This window comes from Leifsonia shinshuensis (assembly GCF_031456835.1).
Lineage (GTDB): Bacteria > Actinomycetota > Actinomycetes > Actinomycetales > Microbacteriaceae > Leifsonia > Leifsonia shinshuensis_C.
Map to the genome: position 1 here is coordinate 1,393,539 of NZ_JAVDVK010000001.1, position 25,132 is coordinate 1,418,670.

19 protein-coding genes are annotated in these 25,132 nt (G+C 71.5%); 10 read left to right on the forward strand and 9 right to left on the reverse strand.

Annotated features, from left to right (window positions below; genetic code table 11):
• The first annotated feature begins 132 nt into the window (after positions 1-132).
• From J2W45_RS06825 to J2W45_RS06845, 5 genes are all read left to right on the forward strand, one after another.
• Positions 133-1,626: an MDR family MFS transporter gene (locus J2W45_RS06825; protein WP_310134948.1), complete on the forward strand. Its 1,494-nt coding sequence runs from the start codon at positions 133-135 to the stop codon at positions 1,624-1,626.
• 126 nt (positions 1,627-1,752) lie between these two features.
• Positions 1,753-2,322, forward strand: a complete 570-nt coding sequence (locus J2W45_RS06830) for a peroxidase-related enzyme (RefSeq protein ID WP_310130093.1) — start codon at positions 1,753-1,755, stop codon at positions 2,320-2,322.
• A complete protein-coding gene (locus tag J2W45_RS06835; protein ID WP_310130097.1) occupies positions 2,319-3,353 on the forward strand; it encodes an ADP-ribosylglycohydrolase family protein in 1,035 nt (344 codons plus the stop codon). The genes J2W45_RS06830 and J2W45_RS06835 overlap by 4 nt, the downstream gene beginning before the upstream one ends.
• Positions 3,346-4,275 (forward strand): PfkB family carbohydrate kinase, encoded by a 930-nt coding sequence (locus J2W45_RS06840; protein ID WP_310130102.1) that lies wholly within the window; start codon positions 3,346-3,348, stop codon positions 4,273-4,275. Before J2W45_RS06835 ends, J2W45_RS06840 begins: the two co-directional genes overlap by 8 nt.
• A gap of 35 nt (positions 4,276-4,310) precedes the next feature.
• Entirely contained in the window at positions 4,311-4,676 is a 366-nt protein-coding gene (locus J2W45_RS06845; protein WP_310130103.1) for a DUF488 domain-containing protein, read from the forward strand.
• A 13-nt stretch (positions 4,677-4,689) separates the two neighbouring features.
• Here the strand turns inward: J2W45_RS06845 and aceB are convergent, their stop codons facing one another.
• Both aceB and aceA read right to left on the reverse strand, forming a co-directional pair.
• The gene (gene aceB / locus J2W45_RS06850) at positions 4,690-6,351 is read right to left on the reverse strand and encodes a malate synthase A (RefSeq protein ID WP_310130104.1); all 1,662 of its coding nucleotides are present in this window, start codon (positions 6,349-6,351) and stop codon (positions 4,690-4,692) included.
• Positions 6,352-6,401: 50 nt separating this feature from the next.
• Entirely contained in the window at positions 6,402-7,727 is a 1,326-nt protein-coding gene (gene aceA / locus J2W45_RS06855; protein ID WP_310130107.1) for an isocitrate lyase, read from the reverse strand.
• Positions 7,728-7,849: 122 nt separating this feature from the next.
• Between aceA and J2W45_RS06860 the strand changes: the two genes are divergently transcribed.
• Entirely contained in the window at positions 7,850-9,325 is a 1,476-nt protein-coding gene (locus J2W45_RS06860; protein ID WP_310130112.1) for a helix-turn-helix domain-containing protein, read from the forward strand.
• Positions 9,326-9,341: 16 nt separating this feature from the next.
• Here the strand turns inward: J2W45_RS06860 and J2W45_RS06865 are convergent, their stop codons facing one another.
• From J2W45_RS06865 to J2W45_RS06890, 6 genes are all read right to left on the reverse strand, one after another.
• Complete coding sequence (locus J2W45_RS06865) at positions 9,342-10,394, reverse strand: hypothetical protein (RefSeq protein ID WP_310130116.1); 1,053 nt, start codon at positions 10,392-10,394, stop codon at positions 9,342-9,344.
• A 190-nt stretch (positions 10,395-10,584) separates the two neighbouring features.
• Positions 10,585-12,525, reverse strand: coding sequence for a cellulase family glycosylhydrolase (locus J2W45_RS06870; protein WP_310130119.1), 1,941 nt, complete (start codon positions 12,523-12,525; stop codon positions 10,585-10,587).
• Positions 12,522-13,361, reverse strand: coding sequence for a carbohydrate ABC transporter permease (locus J2W45_RS06875; protein WP_310130121.1), 840 nt, complete (start codon positions 13,359-13,361; stop codon positions 12,522-12,524). The genes J2W45_RS06870 and J2W45_RS06875 overlap by 4 nt, the downstream gene beginning before the upstream one ends.
• Positions 13,354-14,337 carry a carbohydrate ABC transporter permease gene (locus J2W45_RS06880; RefSeq protein WP_310130124.1) on the reverse strand — a complete coding sequence of 328 codons (984 nt, stop codon included), beginning with the start codon at positions 14,335-14,337 and terminating at the stop codon, positions 13,354-13,356. Before J2W45_RS06880 ends, J2W45_RS06875 begins: the two co-directional genes overlap by 8 nt.
• Positions 14,338-14,431: 94 nt before the next feature.
• Entirely contained in the window at positions 14,432-15,736 is a 1,305-nt protein-coding gene (locus tag J2W45_RS06885; RefSeq protein ID WP_310130127.1) for an ABC transporter substrate-binding protein, read from the reverse strand.
• A 288-nt stretch (positions 15,737-16,024) separates the two neighbouring features.
• Positions 16,025-17,065, reverse strand: coding sequence for a LacI family DNA-binding transcriptional regulator (locus J2W45_RS06890; RefSeq protein ID WP_310130131.1), 1,041 nt, complete (start codon positions 17,063-17,065; stop codon positions 16,025-16,027).
• Between the two features lie 149 nt (positions 17,066-17,214).
• Here J2W45_RS06890 and J2W45_RS06895 point away from each other — a divergent pair, with 149 nt between their 5' ends.
• Complete coding sequence (locus J2W45_RS06895; RefSeq protein WP_310130133.1) at positions 17,215-18,630, forward strand: NAD(P)/FAD-dependent oxidoreductase; 1,416 nt, start codon at positions 17,215-17,217, stop codon at positions 18,628-18,630.
• Between the two features lie 455 nt (positions 18,631-19,085).
• Here the strand turns inward: J2W45_RS06895 and J2W45_RS06900 are convergent, their stop codons facing one another.
• Entirely contained in the window at positions 19,086-20,831 is a 1,746-nt protein-coding gene (locus J2W45_RS06900) for a PucR family transcriptional regulator (RefSeq protein WP_310130134.1), read from the reverse strand.
• A 146-nt stretch (positions 20,832-20,977) separates the two neighbouring features.
• On the opposite strand from J2W45_RS06900, the gene J2W45_RS06905 reads away from it, so the two are divergent.
• The 3 genes from J2W45_RS06905 (at position 20,978) to J2W45_RS06915 (ending at position 25,127) form a co-directional block, all read left to right on the forward strand.
• Positions 20,978-22,477 carry a CoA-acylating methylmalonate-semialdehyde dehydrogenase gene (locus J2W45_RS06905; RefSeq protein ID WP_396427074.1) on the forward strand — a complete coding sequence of 500 codons (1,500 nt, stop codon included), beginning with the start codon at positions 20,978-20,980 and terminating at the stop codon, positions 22,475-22,477.
• Positions 22,478-22,491: 14 nt separating this feature from the next.
• Positions 22,492-23,913 carry an aspartate aminotransferase family protein gene (locus tag J2W45_RS06910; RefSeq protein WP_396427075.1) on the forward strand — a complete coding sequence of 474 codons (1,422 nt, stop codon included), beginning with the start codon at positions 22,492-22,494 and terminating at the stop codon, positions 23,911-23,913.
• 62 nt (positions 23,914-23,975) lie between these two features.
• Positions 23,976-25,127: an NYN domain-containing protein gene (locus J2W45_RS06915; protein WP_310130135.1), complete on the forward strand. Its 1,152-nt coding sequence runs from the start codon at positions 23,976-23,978 to the stop codon at positions 25,125-25,127.
• Positions 25,128-25,132: the final 5 nt, after the last annotated feature.

Here is a 25,132-nt window from a genome sequence, read left to right on the forward strand (position 1 = left end):
GAGAGGGAGGGCGTCCGTCGGGCGCCCTCCCCTTTTCTGCGCTCAGCGAACTTCTCCACAGTTCACACGGACGACACCCACGATGTCGGCGGCCGCCGATACTGTGGACCGGTGACTGAGAAGACCTCACCAGTGCCTTCCGTCGACGCCGTGGCGATCGACCGCAGCGCCGCGCCTTCAGCGTCGGCGGGGCCCGCGCGCATCGCCCCCCGCGACCAGCGGGTGATCTGGCTGCTGCTGGCGGCCACGTTCGTCGTGATCCTCAACGAGACGATCATGACCGTCGCCATCCCGAAGCTGATGGACGACCTCCACGTGGACGCCCTCGCTGCCCAGTGGCTGTCGACTGCCTTCATGCTGACGATGGCCGTGGTCATCCCGATCACGGGCATCCTGCTGCAGCGCTACACCACGCGGCAGATGTTCATCGCGGCCATGTCGCTGTTCTCGCTCGGCACGCTGTCCGCCGCCCTCGCGCCGGGCTTCGGCGTGCTCGTCGCCGCCCGCGTGGTGCAGGCCTCGGGCACGGCCATCATGATCCCGCTGCTCATGACGACGCTCATGACGCTGGTGCCGCCGGCGCTCCGCGGACGCACCATGGGCAACGTCTCGATCGTCATCTCGGTCGCACCCGCGGTCGGCCCGACGATCTCGGGCCTGATCCTCAACTTCCTCGCCTGGCGCTGGATCTTCCTGATCGTGCTCCCGATCGCACTCGTCATGCTGCTGATCGGCATGCGCTTCGTCGAGAACGTGACCGAGACGCAGAAGGTGCGCATCGACGTACTGTCCGTGATCCTGTCCGCATTCGGCTTCGGCGGACTGGTGTACGGGCTGACGCTCTCCGGCGAGTCCGGGGGCTCTGCCGCCAGCCCGCTGATGCTGTGGGGATCGCTCACGGTGGGCGTGCTCAGTCTCGCGGCGTTCATCACGCGGCAGCTCATCCTGCAGCGCTCCGACCGCGCACTGCTCGACCTCCGCACCTTCAAGTTCCCGATCTTCACCGTCTCGATCGTGCTCATGGCGATCACGACGGCGTCCATGTTCGGCGTGATCATCGTGCTGCCGCTCTATCTGCAGCACGTGCTGCACCTCGACACCCTCGCGACGGGCCTCATCCTGCTTCCGGGCGGCCTGATCATGGGACTCGCGGCCCCGTTCGTCGGGCGGCTCTACGACCGCTTCGACCCGCGCGTGCTGGTCGTTCCGGGCTCCATCCTGGTCAGCCTGGTGCTCTGGTCGCTGACGATGGTCACCGAGCACACGCCCGTCGGCATGGTGGTCGCGGCGCACGTCACCATGAGCCTCGGGCTCGCGATGATGTTCACCCCGCTGTTCACGGCGGGCCTCGGGGCGGTTCCGCCGCACCTGTACTCCCACGGCAGCGCGATCCTCGGCACGATCCAGCAGGTCGGCGGCGCGGCGGGCACTGCGCTCCTGATCGCGGTGCTCACGCTGCAGGCGACCGCGCTGGCGAGCGGCGGGGCATCGGTGGATGCGGCGCAGGCGGGCGGGATCCGGGCGGCCTTCGTCGCGGGGGCGATCATCTCGCTGTTCGCGGTGGTCGGCTCCTTCTTCATCCGCAAGCCGGCGGACGTCCCCGCGGAGGCGGCGTTCGCGCACTGACCCACGCGCACTGACCCACGCGCGCGGACCCACGCGCGCTGACGCGGACGTCGCCGACGGCCGGGCCGCTGGCTCCCGGCGGGGTCGCAGCGGCACAATGGGGGCGACCGAACGCAAGGAGGCACTGTGTCCTACATCCGCACCGTCGAACCGTCCGAAGCGACCGGCGAGGTCGCCGAGCTCTACGCCGAAGACCTCGAAGACCACGGATACGTCGCCGATTACACCCGGGTGATGAGCATGAACCCGGAGGCGTTCCGGGCCTTCGAGGACCTGATGCGCACCATCACTCCGAACCTCGGCAAGCGCCGCTACGAACTGGTCACGCTCGCGGCGGCCCAAGCGCTGCACAGCACCCACTGCCGGCTCGCGCACGGGCACAAGTGCCTCACGTTCATGGATGTGGACGAGCTGGAGCGCATCGCCCGCGACTACCACGACGCCGGCCTGAGCGAGGCCGAGGTCGCCATGATGGAGTACGCCGAGAAGATCAGCACCGAGGCGCACACGATCACGGAATCCGACACGGCTCGCCTGCGCGACCTGGGCTTCACCGACCGCGAGATCGTCGACATCACCCTCGCCGCGGCAGCGCGCAACTACTTCAGCCGGGCCATCCAGGCGCTCGGCGCCGCCGTCGACGTGCCGGCGGACGTCAGCGATCGGCTCCGCGGCGCACTGCTGGCGCCGCTGTGAGGGACACGGCGCGCGCCCGCGCGCTCGCCGCGCTCCAGGGGCTGGCCCTCGGGGACGCGCTCGGCATGCCCACGCAGTCGATGTCCCGCGAGCGCATCGCCGCCGACCACGGGCGGATCCGCGGACTCGTCGCCGCCGGGCCGCACCAGCAGATCGCGGCCGAGATGCCTGCCGGCTCGATCACCGACGACACCGAGCAGGCCGTGCTGCTCGCCCGGCTGCTGATCGACGGCGACGGCAGCGTGCGTCCCGGCGTCCTCGCGGCGGAGCTGCTCGGCTGGGAGCGCACCATGGAGGCGCGCGGCTCCCTCGACCTGCTCGGCCCCAGCACCCGCGCGGCGCTGCAGCGGCTGCAGGACGGCATGCCGCCCGAGGAGGCGGGACGCTTCGGCGCGACGAACGGCGCCGCCATGCGGATCACGCCGGTCGGCATCGCCGTGCCCGTCGAACCGCTCCGCGCGTTCGTCGACGCGGTCGTCTCGGTCAGCGCCCTGACCCACAACACCGGGATCGGCATCGCGGGCGCGGCGGCCGTCGGTGCGGCGGTCAGCGCCGGAGTGGACGGAGCGGAGACGCCGGAGGCTCTCGACGTGGCCGTCGCGGCCGCCCGCGAAGGGGCGCGCCGCGGCCACTGGGTCGCCGGCGGCGACATCGCCGCGCGGCTCGAGTGGGCGGTCCCCCACCTGCTCGGGCTCGACCCGCGCAGCCAGGACGACGCCCTCGCCGACGTGATCGGCACCTCCGTCGCCGCCCAGGAGTCGGTGGTGGCCGCCCTGGCGCTCGTCGCGGTGACGGCGGCGAACGGCGACCCCGCCCATCCCGACCCCGACGCCGCGTGGGACACGCTGTGCCGCGCCGCGAGCCTCGGCGGCGACACGGACACCATCGCCGCGATGGCGGGGGCGGTCCTCGGCGCGACCGGCGCCGCCGACTGGCCGCGCACGGCGCTCGACACGGTACGTCGCGTCAATGCGCTCGACCTCGAACCGCTGGTCGACGGCCTGCTGCGGGTGCGGAGGCGTCATGCCTGACGGGCGCGTGCTCTACACCGGCACGGTCGTGGTGGACCTCCTGCTGCGGGTGGGCGCTCTGCCCGAACGCGGCGGGGACATCCTCGCGTCCGGCGCCCGGATGGTCGCAGGCGGAGGCTTCAACGTCATGGCGGCCGCCGCCCGCGACGGGGCGGAGGTCGTCTTCGCCGGCCGCTCGGGCAGCGGCCCGTTCGGCGAGGTCGTCGCCGAGGCCCTCTGGCGCGAGGGGATCTCTGTGACGAACCCTCCGCTCGAGACGGCGGACAACGGCTACTGCGTCGTCCTCGTCGACGACGATGCCGAGCGCACGTTCGTCACGGCCGCCGGCGCCGAGGGGATGCTGTCGCGCGCCGATCTCGACACCGTACGTCCGCGCCCCGGTGACGTCGTGTACGTCTCCGGCTACAGCCTCGCGCACGCGTCCGCGGGTCCGGCCGTCGCGGGCTGGCTGGCGGAACTGCCGCCGGAGGCGTGCGTGGTCTTCGACCCGTCCCCGCTCGTGGCATCCCTCGACCCCGAGTTGCTGGAGTCCGTGCTGCGCCGCACCGACGTGCTCAGCGCGAACGCCCGCGAGGCGCGCCTGCTGCGCGCCCACGCCCATCCCGCCCCCGCCGCGGGCGCCCTGCGCGGGATGCTCCGCGACGGCGCGGTCGCCGTCGTCCGTGACGGAGCGTCCGGCTGCTGGGTCGCCACCGGCGATCCGGCGCCCGCGCACCTGCCCGCGTTCCCGGTGACGGCCGTCGACACGACCGGGGCGGGCGACGCCTTCGGCGGCGTGCTCGCTGCGGCGCTCGCCCGCGGCGACGCACCCGTCGACGCCGCCCGCCGGGCGAACGCGGCCGCGGCCATCGCCGTGACCCGTCCGGGCCCCGCCACGGCGCCGACGGCCGCCGAGACGGACGCCCTGCTCGACACGCACTGAGGCACCGACATCCGAGCCGCATCCGAGGAGTTCACATGATCACCGTGAAGCGCGTGTACGACCCGCCGAGCCCCGACGACGGGTTCCGCATCCTGATCGACCGGCTCTGGCCGCGCGGGCTCACCAAGGAGCGGGCCGCCGTGGATGTGTGGCTGAAAGACGTAGCCCCCTCGACGGAGCTGCGGCGCTGGTTCCACCGCGACCCGTCCCCGTCCGGCGAGGCGGAGGTGTTCGACGAGTTCCGCGCCCGCTACGAGCAGGAGCTGGCGACGAACCCGGCGGTCGACGAGCTCCGGGAACTGCTCGCGGCGCATCCGCTGGTGACGTTCCTGGTGGGGGTCCGCGATCTGGAGCTGAACCACGGGAAGGTGCTCGAGGACTTCCTCGAGCACCACCCGTGACGTGCGGCCCGGATCAGCCGGCGAGCGGCAGCTCCGCCCCACCCGACGCAGCGCCTACCGAGGCGTCCGCGTTCTGCGGACCGTCGACCAGGAACCGCGCGTACGCGGGGATGGTGAGGAACGTCGGGAACTCCTCCCCCAGCGACACCTCCCGCAGCAGCTCGGCGGCGTCCGCGAACCGGGTGCCGTCGGCATCCAGCCGGTCGAGCTCCTCGTCGAGGATGCGCGACACGGACACCCGATCCACGGCCGTCCCCTCGACGGTCACGACGCGGTTGTCGATCCACTGCCGCAGCAGCGAGCGCGAGATCTCCGCGGTCGCCGCATCCTCCATCAGCCCGTCGATCGCGACGGCGCCCGTCCCGCGCAGCCACGCCTCGATGTAGCGGAGGGCGACGGAGACGGTCGACCGCACCCCCGCATCCGTCACGGTGGCTGCCGCGCCATCGACGCGCAGCAGGTCGTGGGCGGTCACGTGCACGTCGTCCCTGCGCCGCGCGACCTGGTTCGGCCGGTCGCCGAGCACGGCGTCGAACTCGGCGAGCGCGGTCGGGATGAGGTCGGGATGCGCCACCCACGTCCCGTCGAAGCCGTCCCCGGCCTCGCGCCGCTTGTCCTCGGCGACCCGCTGCAGCGCCCGCTCGGTCGCCTCCGGGTCGCGCCGGTTCGGGATGAACGCGCTCATGCCGCCGATCGCGTGGGCTCCGCGCCGGTGGCAGGTCGCCACCAGCAGCTCCGTGTACGCCCGCATGAACGGGACCGTCATGGTGATCCCGTCGCGGTCGCCGAACGCGAACCGGCGCCCGCGGCCCTGGAACGTCTTGATCATCGAGAAGATGTAGTCCCAGCGTCCGGCGTTGAGGCCCGCGCAGTGGTCGCGCAGCTCGAACAGGATCTCCTCCATCTCGAAGGCCGCCGGGATCGTCTCGATCAGCACGGTCGCGCGCACGGTGCCCACCGGCATCCCGATGCGCTGCTGGGCGAAGACGAAGATGTCGTTCCACAGCCGCGCCTCGCGGTGCGATTCGAGCTTCGGGAGGTAGAAGTACGGGCCGCGCCCCGCATCCACCAGGGCCTGGGCGTTGTGCCAGAAGTACAGACCGAAGTCGGTGAGCGACGCGCTGGCCGGAGCGGTGCGCCCGGCCCGGTCGGTGAACGCCAGGTGCTTCTCGACCAGGTGCCAGCCGCGGGGCCGCATCACGATCGTCGGCGTGTGCTCCTGGGGCGTCGTGACCCGGTACTGCTTGCCTTCGGAGCTCGTGAAGGCGAGGCGTCCGCGCACGGCGTCGTGCAGCGTCCACTGGCCGCCGACGATGTTCTCCCAGGTCGGGCTCGTCGCGTCCTCCAAGTCGGCCAGCCAGACACGCGCGCCGGAGTTGAGGGCGTTGATGGCCATCTTCGGATCCGTGGGGCCGGTGATCTCCACCCGCCGGTCCTCGAGGCCCGGCCCCGCCCCGGCGACGCGCCAGTGCTCGTCCTCGCGGACGGCGGCCGTGCTGCTGAGGAAGCCCGGGTCGCGGCCGTTGCCGGCCTGCGCCCGGTGGAGGGCGCGCTCCGCCAGGAGCTCCTGCCGGCGCGCCGCGAAGGTCTGGTGCAGGTGGTCGACGAAGGCGAGGGCCTCCGGCGTCAGGATGGTGTCGGTCGCGGCGTCGCGCGGCCCGGTGATCTCGATCATGATGCGTCTCCTTCAGGTGTGAGAGCCGGTTCGTGTGCCGAACGGCCCGGTCAGAACTGGTGCTCCTCGGTGGAGCCGACCAGGGCGAGCGTCGCGCTGTCGGGGTTGAGCGCGGTCGCCACGCGGTCGAAGTACCCGGTGCCGACCTCCCGCTGGTGGCGGGTGGCGGTGTAGCCGTCGGCCTCGGAGGCGAACTCGGCCTCCTGCAGGTCGACGTACGCGCTCATCTGCCGGGCGCGGTAGTCCCGGGCGAGCGTGAACATGGAGTGGTTGAGGGCGTGGAACCCGGCCAGCGTGATGAACTGGAAGGCGTATCCCATCGCGGCGAGCTCCCGCTGGAATCGGGCGATGGTCGCGTCGTCGAGGTGGCTGCGCCAGTTGAACGACGGCGAGCAGTTGTACGCCAGCCGCTTGCCGGGATGCTCGGCGTGCACCGCCTCCGCGAACCGGCGGGCGAGCTCCAGGTCGGGCTCGGCCGACTCCACCCACAGCAGGTCGGCGTACGGGGCGTAGGCCAGCCCGCGGGCGATGACCGGCTCGATGCCGTTCCGCACCTCGTAGAAACCCTCGGCCGTCCGCGTCCCGGTGAGGAACGGACGGTCGCGCTCGTCGTGGTCGCTCGTCAGCAGGGTCGCGGCGAGGGAGTCGGTGCGTGCGATGACGATCGTCGGCACCCCGGCGACGTCGGCGGCCAGACGGGCGGCGTTGAGGGTGCGGATGTGCTGCCCGGTCGGGATGAGCACCTTGCCGCCCATGTGCCCGCACTTCTTCTCGCTGGCGAGCTGATCCTCCCAGTGGACGCCTGCGGCGCCCGCCTGGATCATAGAGTGCATGAGCTCGTAGGCGTTCAGCGGGCCGCCGAAGCCGGCCTCGGCGTCGGCGACGATCGGCGCCATCCAGTCGCTCACCGCTCCGTCGGTTCCCTCGATCTGGCCGGCGCGCAGCAGGGCGTTGTTGATGCGGCGGACCACCGCCGGGACGGAGTTCGCCGGGTACAGGCTCTGGTCGGGGTAGGTCTGGCCGGAGAGGTTCGCGTCGGCGGCGACCTGCCAGCCGGAAAGGTAGATGGCCTCGAGCCCGGCGCGCACCTGCTGCACGGCCTGGTTGCCGGTCAGCGCGCCGAGCGCCGCGACCCACCGCGGGTCGTCAGTGGTGCTGTCGCGCTGGGTCAGCTCCCAGAGACGGTCGGCGCCGCGGCGGGCGAGGGTCTGCTCCTCGCGGACCGGGCCGCGCAGGGCGACGACGTCGTCGGCGGTGTAGTCGCGGCGGATGCCGGACCAGCGCGGGTCGGCATCCCACTCGAGCTGCAGCTCGGCGGCCGTCTGGGTGGTGTCGCCCGGGCGGGCGCTGTTCTCGGGACGGTTCGGGGTGCTCATCGGGACCTCCATCGGTCGATCGGTTGCCTCGATCCTTCGCCCGCTGGAAGGCCTCCCGACCGGATCGGTCGACAGAAATACGCCCGTTCTTCTGTTTGCCAGAACTTCCCCGGAGTGTCAGCATGGCGAGCATGACCGTCATCGAGGACGTGCAGGACGACCGCCCCGCGGCCGACGCGCTCACGCTCGGCCGCCGCATCCGCGCCTTCCGTCAGCAGCGCGGGCTGACCCTGGAGGCGCTGGCCGCGGCGGTAGACCGCGCGCCCTCGCAGGTCTCCACCATCGAGAACGGCAACCGGGAACCGCGGCTGGCGCTGCTGCGCGCGATCGCCTCCGCGCTCGACGTGAGGGTCGACGACCTGCTCGCCCCCGAGGCGCCCGACGAGCGCGCGGCGCTCGAGATCGCGGTCGAGCGGGCGCAGCGCGGACCGGTGTTCGCCTCCCTCGGGATCGACCCGGTGCGCGTCGGCCGCACCGTGCCCGACGCGACGTTGCAGGCCATCCTGGCCCTGCATCAGGAGGTCGAGCGGCTGCACCGCGAGCGCGCGGCGACTCCCGAGGAGGCGCGCCGGGCCAACGCGGAGCTGCGCGCGACCATGCGCGCGCGGGACAACCACTTCCCCGAGTTGGAGGCCATAGCGGCGAACCTGTTGGGCGCCGTCGGCCACACCGGCGGACCGGTCTCGCACCAGACGGTGACGGACATGGCCGACCACCTCGGCTACGCACTCCACTACGTCGGCGACCTGCCGCACTCGACCCGTTCGGTGACGGACCGGCGCAACGGGCGCATCTACCTGCCGACCGAGCAGTCGCCGTCGCGCGACTCCCGCTCCCCCATCCTGCAGGCGTTCGCCTCGCACGTGCTCGGCCACGACGAGCCGCGAAACTACGCCGATTTTCTGCGGCAGCGCATCGAGACCAACTATCTGACCGCGGCGCTGCTGCTTCCGGAGAAGGATGCGGTCGCCTTCCTCAGCGAGGCCAAGAACTTCCGGCGCATCTCCATGGAGGACCTCCGCGACGCCTTCGCCGTCACCTACGAGACCGCGGCGCACCGGTTCACCAACCTGGCGACCGCGCGGCTCGGCATCCCGGTGCACTTCATGAAGGTGCACGAGTCGGGCACCATCATCAAGGCGTACGAGAACGACGCGGTCGTGTTCCCGTCGGATGCGCTCGGCGCGGTCGAGGGGACGCCGGTGTGCCGCAGCTGGACGGCGCGGACGGTGTTCGACGTGGCCGACCGGTTCAGCCCGTACTACCAGTACACAGACACGCCGACCGGCACGTTCTGGTGCACGTCACGGGTCGAGAAGGCCAAGGAGGGCGACTACTCGGTCAGCGTCGGCGTGCCGTTCGCCCACGTGAAGTGGTTCCGCGGCCGGGAGACGCCGAACCGCGCGGTGTCGCGGTGCCCGGACGAGTCGTGCTGCCGCCGCCCGCCGGGAGCGCTCGCGGAGCGGTGGGAGGGGATGGCGTGGCCGGCCGCGCGGACGCCCACGTCACTGCTCGCGGCCCTGCCGACCGGGACGTTCCCCGGCGTCGACGCGACCGAGGTGTACGCGTTCCTCGACCGCCACGCGCCCGCATCCTGAGGTGGTTGCGGCGGTTCTATGCGGCGTCGGATTGCAGCGCGCCGAACACCCGCAGGAACACGATGATCCAGGCGAAGATGGCGAGGGACGCGACGAGCTCCACCGCGGTCAGGTTGTAGTAGCCGACCGCGAACAGCACCGCGGAGACGCCGATGGCCGCCACGATCGCCCAGCCCATCGCCACGAAGAGGAACGGCATCCGCGGGAGGGCCCACCGGATCCCGACGGCGAGCGCGCAGAACACCACGGCCATCCCGGTCGCCACCGTGTTGTGGATGAGCACGGAAACGTTGACGGGCACGAGGCCGACGCAGGCCAGCAGCACGCCGAGGGCGATCAGCGCGACCCGGACCAGGATCTCGCCGCGGGTCAGGAAGCGGCCCGGGTGGAGGGTGGACATGCGTGCCATGGCCGTCACCAGCACACCGGCCACGACCAGCGTCGCGTTGAAGGTCAGGCCGGAGAGGTCGAGGTGGGTTCCGAGGGAGCTCAGGTTCTCCTTCCACCAGAAGCGGTCCGATGCGGTCAGCATCGATGTCATCGCGCCGACCGTGAGGAACACGGTGAGCACCGACGAGAGCAGCATCGGCGTCATGTGCACCGCTGAGGAGAAGGCGATGTACGCGCTGAGGCCGACGGCCGGACCGACGATCGCGACGGCCTCGAGCGCGTAGACGGGCGCTTCGGCGAAGCTGCGCGACAGGATGTCGGCGGCCATCGTCCAGACCAGCCCGATCACGAGGGCGTGCGCGAGGGCCACCGCAGCGGTCTCGAACACGGCGACCGCGAACGCGCTGCGACTGCGGTGCTCCAGCCGGGGACCGACGTGCGGGGAGCGGAGCACCGCGACCCGTCCGCCGGCGTACGCCAGCGCCGTGGCGGCCGCCCCCGCGATCGCGGTGACCTGCCCGACGGACCGGTCCCCCGCGATGTCGAGGCGATGGTCGCCGATCAGGAACACCAGGAGCGCGACGCCGGCGGCGACGAGCGCCGCCGCGGCCGCGGCGCCGAGCGCGAGCTTCTCGGCCGTGGCCGCGCGCAACCGCGCGACGACCGGGGACACGTCCATCGAGAGTATTTCCTGCACACCCACCCAGACGCACCCGCGCCCCGCCTTATGACGCGCCCCGCGCATCCCGCCCCTCCCCCTCCGTCGAGTACACGAAAAGTGCACGCGACACGCCGGTGAAGCGTGCACTTTTCGTGTACTCGACGGAGGGCGGAGGCGAGAGCGAGGGCGGAGGGGACGGGGGCGCGGGTCAGTCGAGGGCGAGGAGGCGGAGCGCGACGCCGTAGGGCGGCAGGTCGATCGCGGCGGACGGGTCGCCGTCGAGGGTGCGGAGCTCGCCTCCGGCGACGGACGCCGTGATCGTCACCGGCGTCTCGTGCTGCGACACGAAGAAGACGAAGCGGCGGCCGTCCTCGTGCACCAGCGTGTCGGTGAAGACGCGCGGGTCGTCCAGCCGGACATCCCGCTCCACGTCCGCCACCTCGGCGAGCGCGTCGTACAGCCGCCAGGTCTGCTCCGGGTTCACCCGCGCCCGGGCGGACGCGAAGAACTCGAGCGGATACGCGCACAGCACCGCCCGTCCGGCCCCGTGGTCGGCGACCACGATCGCGGGGCGCCCGTGCGCATCCACCGCGACGACCCGGCCGGAGGTCGCGCGCACCGGGAGGTACGTGCGCCCGTTCTCGTTGCCGGCCGCGGCGAACCGCAGCTCCGTGCCCGCGGCGAACGGTCCGAACGCCTCGGTGAAGCGCAGCACGACGGTGTCGTCCGTCACCGGCTCGGCGAGTCCGTAGGCGCTGTCCATCCGCACGCCGAAGAGCTCCTCGGTGTGCGCCCACCACGGTCCGCGCTGCACACCGCTCGGCCCGTGCGAGTAGGACGCGTAGACGGTCGCCCCGTCGCGCGCGAGCGCGACGAGCTGCTGCCACGAGGTGGCACACAGCTGCTTGACCGACGGCAGCAGGTACAGCCCGTACCCGGTCGGCAGGCCGCCGTCCTCCTTCTCGCGCACGACGGCGACGGGGATGTGCGCCTCGTGCGCGGCGACATACGCCTGCTCCCCCGTGGCCACGATGTGCGCCCGCTCCTCCTCCTGGGTGAACGGGTAGTCCTCGGCCAGGTGCGACGGCACCACCAGCGCGGCGTCGACCGGCGCGCGACGCACCGACGGCAGGTCGATCGCCGCGAGATCCGCGGCGAAGCGGGCGAGCTCCCGCAGCGGCGGCTTGGGGTTGCCGTGCCGGTCGGTGATGCCGAAGTGCATCTCGAACGGATGGTGCGAGTACGGCCGCTGGTCGGCCAGGTCGTCGTAGTCGGTGTTGTTCCACGCGATCCAGCCCGTCGCTCCTGCCAGCAGCGTCGTGTACAGCAGCTGCCGGTAGTAGGAGGCGGCTCCCGCATCCGACACGAAGTCGCTGGTGAGCCCGAACTCCTCCATGATCACCGGCAGCCCGTTCGTCGCAGCCAGCTCGGCGATGTACGCGGCCTTCAGGTGCTGGCGGATCTGGTCCGTCTCCATCCGGTAGACGTGCGGCCCGATGAAGTCGGTGTACTCCGCGAGGTCGCGCACCGAGAAGCCGTTGTCGTGCCCGGTGGTCTCGATGCCCCAGGCGCCGTCGCCGACCGCGACCGGCTGCGTCCCGCCGCCCGCGCGCACCGCATCCACCAGGAGCGACGCCCACGCGTCGACGATGGGACGCGGCGCCTCGCCGCCGTAGATCGGCACCTCGTTGGTGAGCAGCCAGCCGGCGACCGCGGGATGCGTGGCGAACCGCGCGGTGAGCTCCCGGACGTACCAGGCCTGGCGCCCGACGAACCAGACGTCGCGGTACAGGTCGCGCCCGTCCCGCCACGCCGGATCCCAGTTCTCCCCCGACATGTGACCGACCAGGAAGGTCGGCACCGTGGTCATGCCGGTCTCGGAATGCGCGTCCAGGAAGTCCGCGAAGTTCGCCACGCACTGCTCGTCGAGCGAGTCCGGGGTGGGATGGAAGTCGGGCCAGTAGAAGAACGAGCGCGTCATGTTGAGGCCGTGCTCGGCGAGCACGCGCAGCTCCTCGCGCACGACCGCCGGGTCGTAGCGCGTCCACATCAGCGGACCCCCGGTGCGCGACCAGAAGTTCGCGCCCAGCCACACCACAGGCGCCTCGCCGACGTGGAGCACCGGCGAGGGACGGTCGACGCGCGTCACTTGACCGCGCCGGCGGTGAGTCCCGCCACGAAGTTGCGCTGCAGCAGCAGGAACGCCACGACGATCGGGATGGACACCACGAGGGAGGCGGCCATGATCTGGTTCCAGTAGACGTTCGTCTGCGTGGAGTACAGCTGCAGTCCGACGGCGAGCGTCCGGTTCTCATCGGTCGTCATCACCGACGCGAACAGCACCTCGCCCCAGCTCGTCATGAACGAGTAGATCGCCACCGCGATGAGACCCGGCCGCGCGGCAGGGAGCACGACGTGCCACAGCGCGCCCATCGGGCCTGAGCCGTCCACCTTCGCCGCCTCATCCAGGTCGCGCGGGATGCCGTCGAAGTAGCCGGCGAGCATCCAGATCGAGAAGGGCAGCACGAACGTGAAGTACGTGATGATGAGGCCCCAGCGGGTGCCGACCAGCTGGATTCCGGTCGCCTGGTTGATGTTCACGAAGATCAGGAACAGCGGGAGCAGGAACAGCACACCCGGGAACATCTGCGTCGACAGCACCGTGGTCGTGAAGACGTTGCGGCCCTTGAACCGGTAGCGAGAGACCGCGTAGGCGGCGAACACCGCGATCACCAGCGAGATCAGCGTCGCGGCGCTGGACACGATGAGCGAGTTCACGAAGTACGACGCGAGCGGCACGGTCGACCACATGTCGATGAACGGCTGGAAGGTGATGTTCCGCGGGATCCAGGTGAATGCGGCCTGCACCTCGGACAGCGGCTTCATCGACGACGTCACCATGACCCAGAGCGGGACGACCGTGAAGATCGTCAGGAAGGCGATGACGACCCAGCGGAAGATGTGGGAAGAGACGGTCTCACGCATCGCGGTTCCTCCGATTCACGGCGAGCAGGTAGATTCCGGTGACGATCAGCAGGAAGATCAGCAGCAGCACGCTCATCGCGGCTCCCGAGCCGAAGTTCCACGTCAGGAACGAGGCGTTGTAGATGTGAAAGGAGATCAGGTCTCCGGACGCCGGCTGCGCGGTGCTCCCGAACAGCACGTACGGCGTGTTGAAGTCGTTGAAGGTCCAGAGGAACATCACCAGGAGCAGCACCGAGTTGACCGGGCGCAGCATCGGGAGGGTGATCGCCCGCCACTGGCGGAACGGCTTCGCCCCGTCGACCGCGGAGGCCTCATAGACCTCGGCCGGGATCGACTGGAGGCCGGCCATCAGCATCAGGAAGGCGAAGGGCCAGAGCCGCCAGATGGCGACGATGACGATCGCCCAGAAGGCGTTGTTCCCGATCAGCCAGAAGGGTTTGTCGCCCGAGAACCCGAGGGTGTCGAAGAAGAAGTTGTTGATCGCGCCGGTGTCCTTCTGGAACATGAACTTCCAGGTGATGATGCCGGCGTAGAGCGGCAGGGCGTAGGGCACCAGGAACAGGGTGCGGAAGAATGCACGCCCCCGGAACCGGCCCTGCAGTGCGACGGCCGCGGCCATCCCGAGCACCCAGGAGAGGCCGACCACCAGGATGGTGAAGCCGACGGTGACCATGAACGAGTGCAGCAGGCCGGCACCGACGGAGCCGCTGAAGTCCAGGGCGACCGCGTAGTTCTTGAGCCCGACGAACGGCGCCTCGCCCCAGTTGGCGATGTAGAACTTGGTGAGCTGGAGGAAGCTGATCCAGATGCCGGTGAGCATCGGGATGACGTGGATGAACAGCTCGAAGACGACGGCCGGCACCAGCAGGATGAACGGCAGCCACCATCCCTTCGGGCGTCGGCGCTTGGGCGCGGGCGGGGCGGCGGCCGCCGGCACGGTCTGTGCGGGGCCTCGGACGTCTGTCGTCGTCGACATGGGTCTCCTTACAGGTGTGGCTGGTCGCCGGGCGGGACGCGGTGGCCGCTGAGCGGCCGGCCGCGCCCCGCCCGACGAACGGGTCGTGGGCTGATCAGCCGCCCATGGACTGCTTGACCTGGTCCTGCGCGTTCTGCATCGCGGACTTGATGTCCGAGGCGGACACCGTGCTGCCGGTGGCGATCTTCGCGAACATGTCGTTCATCGCCTTGCCGACCGTGTTCTCGAACTGGTCCTCAGCGGGGACCAGCGGGAGCGGCTTGGACATGTCGTTGTAGATCTTCTGGAAGGTCGCGGCCTCCTCGGCGTTGTCCGTGAAGGTCGGCTTGACGCCGTCCAGCACCGGAAGCGTCGCGTACGGCTTCGCCAGCTTGGACTGGGTGGACTCGCTCGTCATGTACTTGACGAACTTGAGCGCCGCATCCTTGTTCTTCGTGTTCTTGAAGATCGACAGGTTGATTCCGGCCGGGAACGTCGCGATCTGCTTGGCGCCCGCGGGAGCCGGGAACGGCACGACGCCGTACTGGTCGCTCTTCATGCCGTTCGACACGATCGAGGCGTCCGCGTTGTTCTGGCTGAGGATCATGCCGACCTTGCCGGTGGCGAAGTCGTTGACCGCCTGCACGCCGTTGTCGTACTGCGCGTTCGACGGGTTGACGACCTTGTCGGACTGCATCAGGTCGAGGTAGCGCTTGATGCCGTCGACGTTGGCCTGGCTGGTGAACGTCGGGTTGCCCTTGCTGTCGAACCACTCGCCGCCGTTCTGCGACGCGTTGATGAAGGCGAAGTGGACGTTCTCGGTGTAGCTGCCCGCGGCGAGCGAGAAGCCGTAGGTGGTGCCGTTGGTCAGCTTCTTGGCTGCGGCGACCAGCTCCTCCCAGTTCGTCGGCGGCTGCACGCCGGCGTCGCTGAACATCTTCTTGTTGTAGTACAGGCCGTAGGCGAGGCCGTACAGCGGGACGCTGGTGACGGGCTTGCCCTCCTGGCCGCCGGTCTTCAGCGCCGTCGGGACGAACTTGTCGCTGCCGCCGATCGCCTTCATGTTGGCGTCGTCGTAGGGCAGGAACGCGCCGGTCGCCTGCAGGGACGCGGCCCAGGTGTTGCCGATGTTGAGCACATCCGGACCCTGGCCGGAGGTGACGGCCGTCTGGATGCGGGTCTGCAGGTCGTTCCAGCCGATGACCTCGAGCTTGACCTTGACGCCGCTCTCCTTGGTGAACTCGTCGAGCACCGGGGTGAGGACCTGCTTGTCGTTATCGAGGCTGGTCCCCTGGTTGCTCGCCCAGTAGGTGATCGTCGAGCCGCTGGCGGACGATCCCGATCCCGAGCTGCTGCAGCCCGCGACCACGAGCGAGACCGCTGCGGCGACCGCCGCCGCGGCGATGGCGCGTTTCCTCATTGTGACTCCTTCGTCTCTTGATGGGGGCGCTGCCGGTCTGGTGCGAGGGCCGTGCGGCGGGGCGCCAGGGGAAGCCTAACTTAACCGGTTCATCTGTCAATGCTTGACTTCACCTCGTCCGAGGGTATACCGGGCGGTACGCCGGTGCGGGATGCGTCTGCTGGCGCGCCGCCCGCGTCCCGCCCGCCCCCCTCCGTCGAGTACGCGAAAAGTGCACGCGACGCGCCGTTGAAGCGGGCACTTTTCGTGTACTCGACGGAGTGGGCGCGCGTAGGCAGGCGACTCCCGTCAGCGGGACGCGGTGCGCGCCTCGGAGCGGGCGGGGATGCTCGTCGCGCGGGGCACCAGGCGGCTCGCCCGGGCGCGGCGGTCGAACGCGGTCCGGCCGGCGAGCTGGTCGAGCAGGAGCCGGGTCGAGCGTCGGCCCTGCTCCTCCGGGTAGCGGTCGAGGGCCGTGATCGGGCGCGTCCCCAGGCGGCACAGCAGCGAATCGTCCCAGCCGACGATCGCGACGTCGTCGCGTCCGCCGTGCGTCAGCGCGGTCTGGGCGCCCAGCGCCAGCAGGTCGTTCGAGGTGAGCACCGCGGTGATCGACGGGTCGTCGCGCACGAGTTCCGCAGCGATCCGCTCCCCCGCCTCCATCGAGTAGTCCGAGGTGGCGAACGAGAACTCCATCCCGTTCTCGCGGCCCCACGCATCCACCGCATCCCGCCGGTCCTGCTCGTGCTCGAACTCGGCCGGACCCGCGATGTGCAGCGCCCGCCGGTGGCCGAGCGACGCCAGGTGCTCGACCAGCAGCCCGGCGTCGGACCGCGCGTCGTACAGCAGCACCTTGCCCGGCGCCAGCGTCTCGCGGTTGCCGTGCAGCACGTACGCCAGCCCGAGCTCGTCGAGCAGCGCCGGGCGCGGGTCGTCGAACGTCAGGTCGAACAGCATCACGCCGTCCACCCGCGCCTCGGCGCTCCAGCGCCGGTACGCGGCGACCTCCTGGCCGGTGTCGGCGCCGACCATCCGCAGCAGCAGCGACTGCCCGGTCTCGGAGAGCTCGCTCTCGACGCCGGCGAGCAGGCTCATGTAGTACGGCTCCGCGCCGAGCAGTCCCGGGTCGCGACGCAGCACGATGCCGATCGTGTCCGACCGCGCCCGCGACAGGGCACGCGCGGACGAGCTGGGGTGCCATCCCAGCTGCTCGGCGAGCGCCAGCACCCGCTCCCGGGTCTCGTCGCTCACACCGGGCAGCCCGTTGAGCGCGTACGACACCGACGCCTTCGAGAGACCCAGCCGGTCGGCCAGCCCCGCGATGGTCACGCGCCCCGCTCCGTTGCTCACGGCCGCCTCCCTTCATGGTGCGCGGCCAACAATACTTGTTCGCGCTTCCGGCGCACCCCGCGGGTTCGCGTGGGCGATCCGGACGGATTGGACGGCGCAGCCGTCCTTTCCCGACGAACGGCTCCGGCCGCATCCGGCAGAATGACCGCGTGAGCCCATCCCGGACCAGCACGGTGTTCGAGCGGACGCGACCCGACGACGCGGTGGTGCGCCACGCGCTCGCGCCCAGTCGCCAGGCGGTGTTCTGGACCGAGGACGCCCCCGGCGACCGCTACCCGCGACTGCACGGCGACGTGAGCTGCGACCTCGCCGTCGTCGGCGGCGGCTACACGGGACTGTGGACGGCGCTCCTCGCCAAGCGCGAGGACCCCTCCGCGCGCGTCGTGCTGCTCGAGGGCCGGCGGGTCGGATGGGCGGCCTCCGGACGCAACGGCGGCTTCTGCGAGGCCAGCCTCACCCACGGCGACGACAACGGCCGTTCCCGCTGGCCCGGCGAGTTCGACGAGCTGCAGCGGCTCGGGATGCGGAACCTCGACGAGATCGAGGCGATCGTCGCCGAACTGGGCCTGGATGCGGAGTTCGAGCGCAACGGCGCCCTCGACGTCGCCACGGAGGAGTACCAGATCGAGGGGCTCCGCGAGTCGGAGGGACCGGACGCCACGCTGCTCGACCGGGACGCCGTGCGGGCGCTCGTCCACTCGCCCACCTACCGGGCGGGTCTGCTGCGACGGCGGGACTCCGCGCTCATCCACCCGGCGAAGCTCGCCCGTGCGCTGGCTCGCGCGTGCGTCGAGGCGGGCGTCGAGATCTTCGAGCACTCGCCGGTGGAGAGCATCGGCGACGGGACGGTGCTGGAGACGCCTGCGGGGACGCTGCGCTCGCGGCGGACGGCGCTCGCCACCAACGTGTTCCCCAGCCTGCTGCGCCGGAATCGTCTCGCGACCGTGCCGGTGTACGACTACGTGCTGATGACCGAGCCGCTCACCCCCGCGCAGCGCGCCTCGATCGGCTGGGAGGGACGGCAGGGCATCGGCGACTCGGCGAACCAGTTCCACTACTACCGACTGACCGCGGACGACCGCATCCTCTTCGGAGGCTACGACGCGGTGTACCACTACGGCGGACGCGTTCGGCAGGAGTACGAGGAGCGGCCGGAGACGTACCGGCGGCTGGCCGCGCACTTCTTCACCACCTTCCCCCAGCTCAAAGGACTCACGTTCACGCACCGCTGGGCCGGCGCCATCGACACCTGCAGCCGCTTCTGCGCCTTCTTCGGCTCGGCGCGCCAGGGACGCGTCGCCTACGCCGCCGGCTACACCGGCCTCGGCGTGGCGGCGACGCACTTCGGCGCGAAGGTCATGCTCGACCTCCTGGCCGGCCGCACCACCGAGCGCACGTCACTCGAAATGGTGCGGACGCGCCCCGTCCCCTTCCCGCCCGAGCCGGCGGCCTCCGCCGGGATCGCGCTCACCCGCTGGTCGCTCGACCAGGCGGACCACCGGGCGGGGCACCGCAACGCGTTCCTCCGCGCGCTCGACGCGGTGGGGATGGGATTCGACTCCTGAGGCGGCGCGTGGCGCCGAGGTTCTCGTCGGGCCGCACGATTTGTGCCAAATCGTGGGAATGAGCGCCGCAATACCGCGATTTGGCACGAATCTCGCGCGCGGCGCCGTCGCCGATGGCGGGGCGCCCGCGTGTGGACGCGACATTCGTCACGAATCGTGGTGTCGGGCGGCGCAATCCCGCCATTCGTCACGAATGTCTCGAGCGACGGCGCCGGGATGCGCGCGCTGCCCGCGAGCGACGGCAACATTCGTGACGAATCGCGGTTACGGAGGGCGCAATCCCGTCATTCGTGACGAATGTCTGGAGCGACACGGGATGCGCGCGGCGCCCCGCGAGAGTGGCGAAGATTTGTGCCAAATCGTGGGAATGAGCGGCGCATAACCGCGATTTGGCACAAATCTCGTAGACGGCATCGGCGGCGACGGCCCACGCAGCACGCCGCCGACGCCGCGCGTCAGCGCGCGGTGCGGCCGCGCGCCAGCACGGCGGCGTGCAGCGCGGCGACCGTCTCGCCGTCGTCGAGGTCCATGCCGAGGAGCTCCTCGATGAGGGCGATCCGCTGGTAGAAGACCGAGCGGGACAGGTGGCTCGCCGCCGCCGCGCGCGTGCGGTTGCCGGGGTGCGTCAGGTAGGCGCGCAGCACATCCACCAGGTCGCCGCCGGTCGCGAGATCGTGCTCGATCAGGGGCCGCAGCATCTGCTCCGTGTGCTCGAGCATCCGCGGATCGCTGCCGAAGGCGTTCACCAGCCGGAGCAGCGGACGGTGCTGCACCCGCTGCACGACCGGCCGCCGGCCGAGGCGCGCGTCCGGCCGGGCCGACGATCCCGCCGCCAGTTCGACGGCCTCTTCGAGCGACGACAGCAGCCCGGTGATCCCGCGGGCGTCCGACCCGACGGCGACGACCGTCGCCGGGTCGTCCAGCCGCGCACCGGCGACCGCCTCAGCGATCGCCTCGAACAGCGCGTCACTCAGCCCGCCACCCGATCGACCACTCGGTCCGCCGCCCACGGCACCGCCCGCCGCGCCACCAGGCCCGGCGCCAGGCCCGCCACGCACGGAGCCGCCCAGCGCGCCACCAACCACCGCGCCACCCGCGGCACCACTCACCCCACGCCCCGCCCCCACCGACACCGCGACCACCAACGTCCCCGCCTGCTCCGGGTGCCGCCCCGCGACCGCGTCCGCCCCCGCCGCCCGCGCCGCCTCCACCGCCCGCGGCGCCGCGGCCACCGGCAGCGTTCCCGATCGGAGACGCAGCGCCGCGCCCGCCAGCGTCCGCCCGGCCACCGGGAACCCGGCCGCCTCGAAGCGCGCCGTCACGCCGCCCTCCCCCGCGAACCGCCGCCCCAGCAGGGCGGACAGCAGCGCGTCGTGGCTGCGCCGCGTCCACTCGTCGTCGTCGCGGTCCGACAGCCGGCTGAGCGCGAGCGCGACGGCCGCCTGCTCCAGCACGTTGGAGCGGCCGGCGGGATGCTGCTCGCCCGGCAGCGCGACGAGGTGCCCCCAGCGCATCCCGCGCGCCTCGACCGGCACGATCGTCCAGCCTCCGCCCTCGCCGCGGTGCGCCGAGCGCGAGCGCTGCTCCCACTGCGCGAGCTCCGCCTCCCCGCCGCGCTGGCCGGCATCGAGTCCGGCCGCCGCGACGACGCGGTGGCTGGTGTCCTCCAGCACGACCGGTGACGCGAGCACCCGCGCGGCCTGCTCGACGATGAAGTCGGCCGGGCTGCCGCGCAGGCTGAGGTCGGTGAAGAGCGCGTGGATGTCGTCCCGCGCCCGCAGAGCCGCCATCTGCTCCGCGATGATCCGGGCGTGGACCGCCTCCGTGATGGCGACGAACCGCGCCTCCCGGTGCAGCACGGCGAAGGGCAGGCCGGCGGCCTCGAACTCGTCGACGAGGGCGGAGGGAGCGACCGGCATCGGCGGCCCGAGCTCCAGGACCAGCCCGGCGACGTCCGCCTCGATCAGCACGCGCCCGAGCCTGCGCAGCGCCGCGTCGTCGGACGGCCAGCCCACCCCCGTGGCGAGCAGCAGCTCGCCGCCCGACCCGAGCCGTGCCGCCTCCGCGGTCTCGGCGACGTGCACCCAGCGCACCGGAGCATCCAGCCGGTCCCGTCCGGTCAGCACCTCCGGGAGCGCCCGCGCGACCGGCTCCATCCGCAGCACCTCGCGCACGGTCGGGAGCACGGAGCTCACCGTCACCACCGGCTCCGGACGAACTGTTCGGCTGGGTGCCGGGTCCCGACGATCTGGCATCGCTTCTGGCGCCTCCGCTCTGTGACGATGGGGAGACCAGCCTACTTCCACCACCGGGCAGAACGTCCGGACCGATCCACCTGGAGGACCTCGTGGCCCTGATCCGCCACTTCATCGCCGGCGCGGAGCACCCCGCCGACCCGACCGCGCGGCCGGACCGCACCGGTCCCGTGTTCGACCCCGCGACGGGCGAGCAGCAGCACGAGGTCGCCCTCGCCGACGCAGCGGAGACGGCCCGCGCGATCGCCGCCGCCAAGGCCGCCTTCCCGGCCTGGCGCGCCACCAGCCTGACCAAGCGCGCCGACGTGATGTTCCGCCTTCGTCACCTGCTCACGGAGCGGCGCGACGAGCTCGCCGCGATCGTCACCTCCGAGCACGGCAAGGTGCTGTCGGATGCGGCCGGCGAGATCGGCCGCGGGCTCGAGAACGTCGAGTTCGCTTCCGGCCTCATCGACAAGCTCAAGGGCGAGTACAGCGAGCAGGTGTCCACCGGCATCGACGTGCACAGCGTGAAGCAGCCGGTCGGCGTTGTCGGCTGCATCACGCCGTTCAACTTCCCGGTCATGGTGCCGCTGTGGATGGTCGCCAGCGCGATCGCCTGCGGCAACACCGTCGTGCTCAAGCCGAGCGAGAAGGACCCGAGCGCCTCCGTCTTCCTGGCGAAGCTGTTCCGCGAGGCGGGCCTGCCCGACGGCGTGCTGAACGTCGTCCACGGCGACAAGGAGGCGGTGGACACCATCCTCGACTCCCCCGACGTGTCGGCCGTCAGCTTCGTCGGTTCCACCCCGATCGCCCGCTCGATCTACACGCGGGCCTCGGCCGCCGGCAAGCGGGTGCAGGCCCTCGGCGGCGCGAAGAACCACATGGTGGTGCTCGAGGATGCGGACATCGACGCGGCCGCGGACGCCGCGGTCTCCGCCGCGTACGGATCGGCCGGCGAGCGCTGCATGGCCGTGAGCGTGGTGGTCGCGGTCGGCGACGTGGGCGACCGGCTGGTGCCGGCCATCCACTCGCGCCTGGATGCGCTGCGGATCGGCCCGGGCACCGACGCGGCCAGCGAGATGGGCCCGCTCATCACCCGCGAGCACCGCGACAAGGTGGCCTCCTACGTCAGCGGCGCGGCCGCCGAGGGCGCCACGGTCGTCGCCGACGGCACGCAACGCGAGTTCGACGGAGACGGCTTCTTCGTCGGCGTCAGCCTGCTCGACAACGTCCGGCCGGGCATGAAGGCGTACGACGACGAGATCTTCGGGCCGGTGCTGAGCGTGGTCCGCGTCGGCTCCTACGAGGAGGCGGTGGAGCTGATCAACGCCAATCCGTACGGAAACGGCGTGGCGCTGTTCACCCGCGATGGAGGCGCGGCACGGCGCTTCGAGTTCGAGGTCGAGGTCGGGATGGTCGGCATCAACGTGCCCATCCCGGTGCCCGTGGGCGCGTACTCGTTCGGCGGCTGGAAGAACTCGCTGTTCGGCGACTCGCACATCTACGGCCCCGAGTCGTTCCACTTCTACACGCGGAGCAAAGTGGTCACCACGCGGTGGCCGGACCCGGTGCACTCGCGCATCGAGCTCTCCTTCCCCGGCAACTCCTGAGCGACGAGGACGACATGACCGACACCATCCACACCGCCGCGACCACGCGCACCGGCTACCTCGACCGGCACGGCGTCGAGCACCCGTTCGGCGACGAGGCGGCTGAGCGCCAGGTGCGCAGCGACGACCGCACGCACGTCTTCCACTCCTGGAGCGCGCAGGCGAAGATCGACCCGCTGCCGATCGCCGCAGGTGAGGGCTCGACCTTCTGGGACTACGAGGGCAACGCGTACCTCGACTTCAGCTCCCAGCTGGTCAACCTGAACCTCGGCCACCAGCATCCCGATCTCGTCGCCGCCATCCAGCAGCAGGCCGGCCGCCTGACGACGGTGCAGCCGTCGATGGCGAACGACGTGCGCGGGGAGCTCGCCCGCCGCATCGCGGAGGTCGCGCCGGGGACGCTGAACAAGGTCTTCTTCACGAACGGCGGAGCGGACGCGAACGAGTACGCGGTGCGCCTCGCCCGCCGGGTGACCGGCCGCCGCAAGGTGCTCTCGATGTACCGCTCGTATCACGGCGGCACGGCGACGGCGATCTCGCTGACCGGCGACCCGCGCCGCTGGGCGAACGAGCCGTCCGACCCGTCGGTGGCGCACTTCTTCGGGCCGTACCCGTACCGGTCGGCGTTCCACGCGACCACCGCTGAGGAGGAGACGCAGCGCGCACTCGAGCACCTCGAGAGCGTCATCGTCCTCGAGGGCGCGGCCACCGTGGCGGCGGTCATCCTCGAGACGATCGTGGGGACGAACGGCGTGCTCGTGCCGCCGCCCGGTTACCTGGCGGGCGTGCGCGAGCTGTGCGACCGGTACGGGATCGTCTACATCGCCGACGAGGTGATGGTCGGTTTCGGCCGGGTCGGCGAGTGGTTCGCGGTGGATGCGTTCGACGTCGTCCCAGACCTCATCACCTTCGCGAAGGGCGTCAACTCCGGATACGTGCCGCTGGGCGGCGTCGTGATCTCCGACGCGATCGCCTCCTACTTCGACGACGTCGCCTTCCAGGGCGGCTTGACGTACTCGGGCCACCCGCTCGCCTGCGCCGCCGGGGTGGCGACCTTCGACGTGTTCGAGCGCGACGGCATCCTGCAGCGGGTCCGCGACCTGGGGAGCCGCGTGGTCGAGCCGGAGATCCGCTCGTGGCTCGACCGGCATCCCTCGCTCGGCGAGGTGCGCGGGCGCGGGCTGTTCTGGGCGCTGGAGCTGGTGCGCGACCGCGAGACCCGCGAGCCGCTGGTGCCGTTCAACGCGGCGGGTCCGGATGCGGCGCCGATGGCGGAGGTCGCGGCGGCCTGCAAGGCGGCCGGCGTCTGGCCGTTCACGCACTTCAACCGCGTGCACATCGCACCGCCGCTGGTCATCGAGGAGGACGAGCTGCGGCGCGGACTCGCCGCGATCGACGCCGCCCTGGATGTGGCGGACCGGTACTCCACACGCTGACAGTTCTCCACAGCCTGCGCCCGCCCCGGTCCGCCCGGGCGGGCGCAGGCTAACCTGGCACCATGAGTGAACCCGGAGACGGCCGTGTCGCGGTCTACATCGACTTCGACAACATCGTCATCTCGCGCTACGACCAGGTGCACGGGCGCGGCAGCTACATGCGCGACCGCCCGAAGTCGAGCTCGACCCAGCCCAAAGCATCCTTCGCCGACAAGCTGGCCGAGGCCCGCGTCGACCTGGGCGCGGTGATCGACTTCTCGTCGTCGTTCGGCACGCTCGTGCTCACCCGCGCCTACGCGGACTGGTCGTCGGCCGTGAACGCGGAGTACCGCGGGCAGCTGGTCGGCCGGGCGGTCGACCTGGTGCAGCTCTTCCCCGCGGCGGCGTACGCCAAGAACGGAGCCGACATCCGGCTCGCAGTCGACGCCGTTGAAGACCTGTTCCGCCTGCCGGAGCTCACGCACGTCGTGATCGTGGCCGGCGATTCGGACTACATCCCGCTGGCCCAGCGGGTGAAGCGGCTCGGCCGCTACGTGATCGGGATCGGCGTGGCCGGGTCGACCGCCAAGTCTCTCGCCGCCGCGTGCGACGAGTTCGTCAGCTACGACGACCTGCCCGGCATCGCCCGGGACGAGGCGGCGGACGCCGAGGAGGCCGAGCTGGAGGCGGAGGAGGCGGAGGCTGCTGTCGCCGAGGCTGAGGCCGGGTCGGGCGCGGCTGCGGCTGCGGCCTCGAGCGGTTCTGCCGTCGTGGCGGAGGACTCGCCGGCGGAGGCCGACGGCGACACGGAGGCGGCCGCCGCCGACGGCGCCGCTCCCGAGGCGGACGCTGCGCCCGCGAAGCGCCCGACCCGCCGCGGCGGTCGTAAACGCGCCCCGGCCGCAGAGGGCGGCGCGGATGCGACGGAGGAGCAGCAGGAGGACCCGCAGCACGTGGCGACCCGCCTGCTCGCCCGGGCGATGCAGCTCGGCCACGAGAAGGACGACTCGCCGTGGCTGCACAGCTCGACGGTGAAGGGCCAGATGAAGCGGATGGATCCGTCCTTCAGCGAGAAGGCGCTCGGCTACCGCTCGTTCAGTGACTTCATCAAGTCGCGCAGCGACCTCGTCGAGCTGGACGACAGCTCCACCGCCCAGATGCTGCGGCTCGCGCCGACCCGCCCGCGCCGCGCCCGGCACAGCGGGCGCGCGGCCGACCGGGTGTCCGCGTCCTGAGCCGG

Excerpts from the sequence above, each read along its gene's own strand:
- J2W45_RS06840 (WP_310130102.1), top strand. The coding sequence starts at position 3,346 with ATGCCTGACGGGCGCGTGCTCTACACCGGCACGGTCGTGGTGGACCTC.
- J2W45_RS06845 (WP_310130103.1), top strand. The coding sequence starts at position 4,311 with ATGATCACCGTGAAGCGCGTGTACGACCCGCCGAGCCCCGACGACGGG.
- aceB (WP_310130104.1), bottom strand. The coding sequence starts at position 6,351 with ATGATCGAGATCACCGGGCCGCGCGACGCCGCGACCGACACCATCCTG.
- aceA (WP_310130107.1), bottom strand. The coding sequence starts at position 7,727 with ATGAGCACCCCGAACCGTCCCGAGAACAGCGCCCGCCCGGGCGACACC.
- J2W45_RS06860 (WP_310130112.1), top strand. The coding sequence starts at position 7,850 with ATGGCGAGCATGACCGTCATCGAGGACGTGCAGGACGACCGCCCCGCG.
- J2W45_RS06865 (WP_310130116.1), bottom strand. The coding sequence starts at position 10,394 with ATGGACGTGTCCCCGGTCGTCGCGCGGTTGCGCGCGGCCACGGCCGAG.
- J2W45_RS06875 (WP_310130121.1), bottom strand. The coding sequence starts at position 13,361 with ATGCGTGAGACCGTCTCTTCCCACATCTTCCGCTGGGTCGTCATCGCC.
- J2W45_RS06880 (WP_310130124.1), bottom strand. The coding sequence starts at position 14,337 with ATGTCGACGACGACAGACGTCCGAGGCCCCGCACAGACCGTGCCGGCG.
- J2W45_RS06885 (WP_310130127.1), bottom strand. The coding sequence starts at position 15,736 with ATGAGGAAACGCGCCATCGCCGCGGCGGCGGTCGCCGCAGCGGTCTCG.
- J2W45_RS06910 (WP_396427075.1), top strand. The coding sequence starts at position 22,492 with ATGACCGACACCATCCACACCGCCGCGACCACGCGCACCGGCTACCTC.
- J2W45_RS06915 (WP_310130135.1), top strand. The coding sequence starts at position 23,976 with ATGAGTGAACCCGGAGACGGCCGTGTCGCGGTCTACATCGACTTCGAC.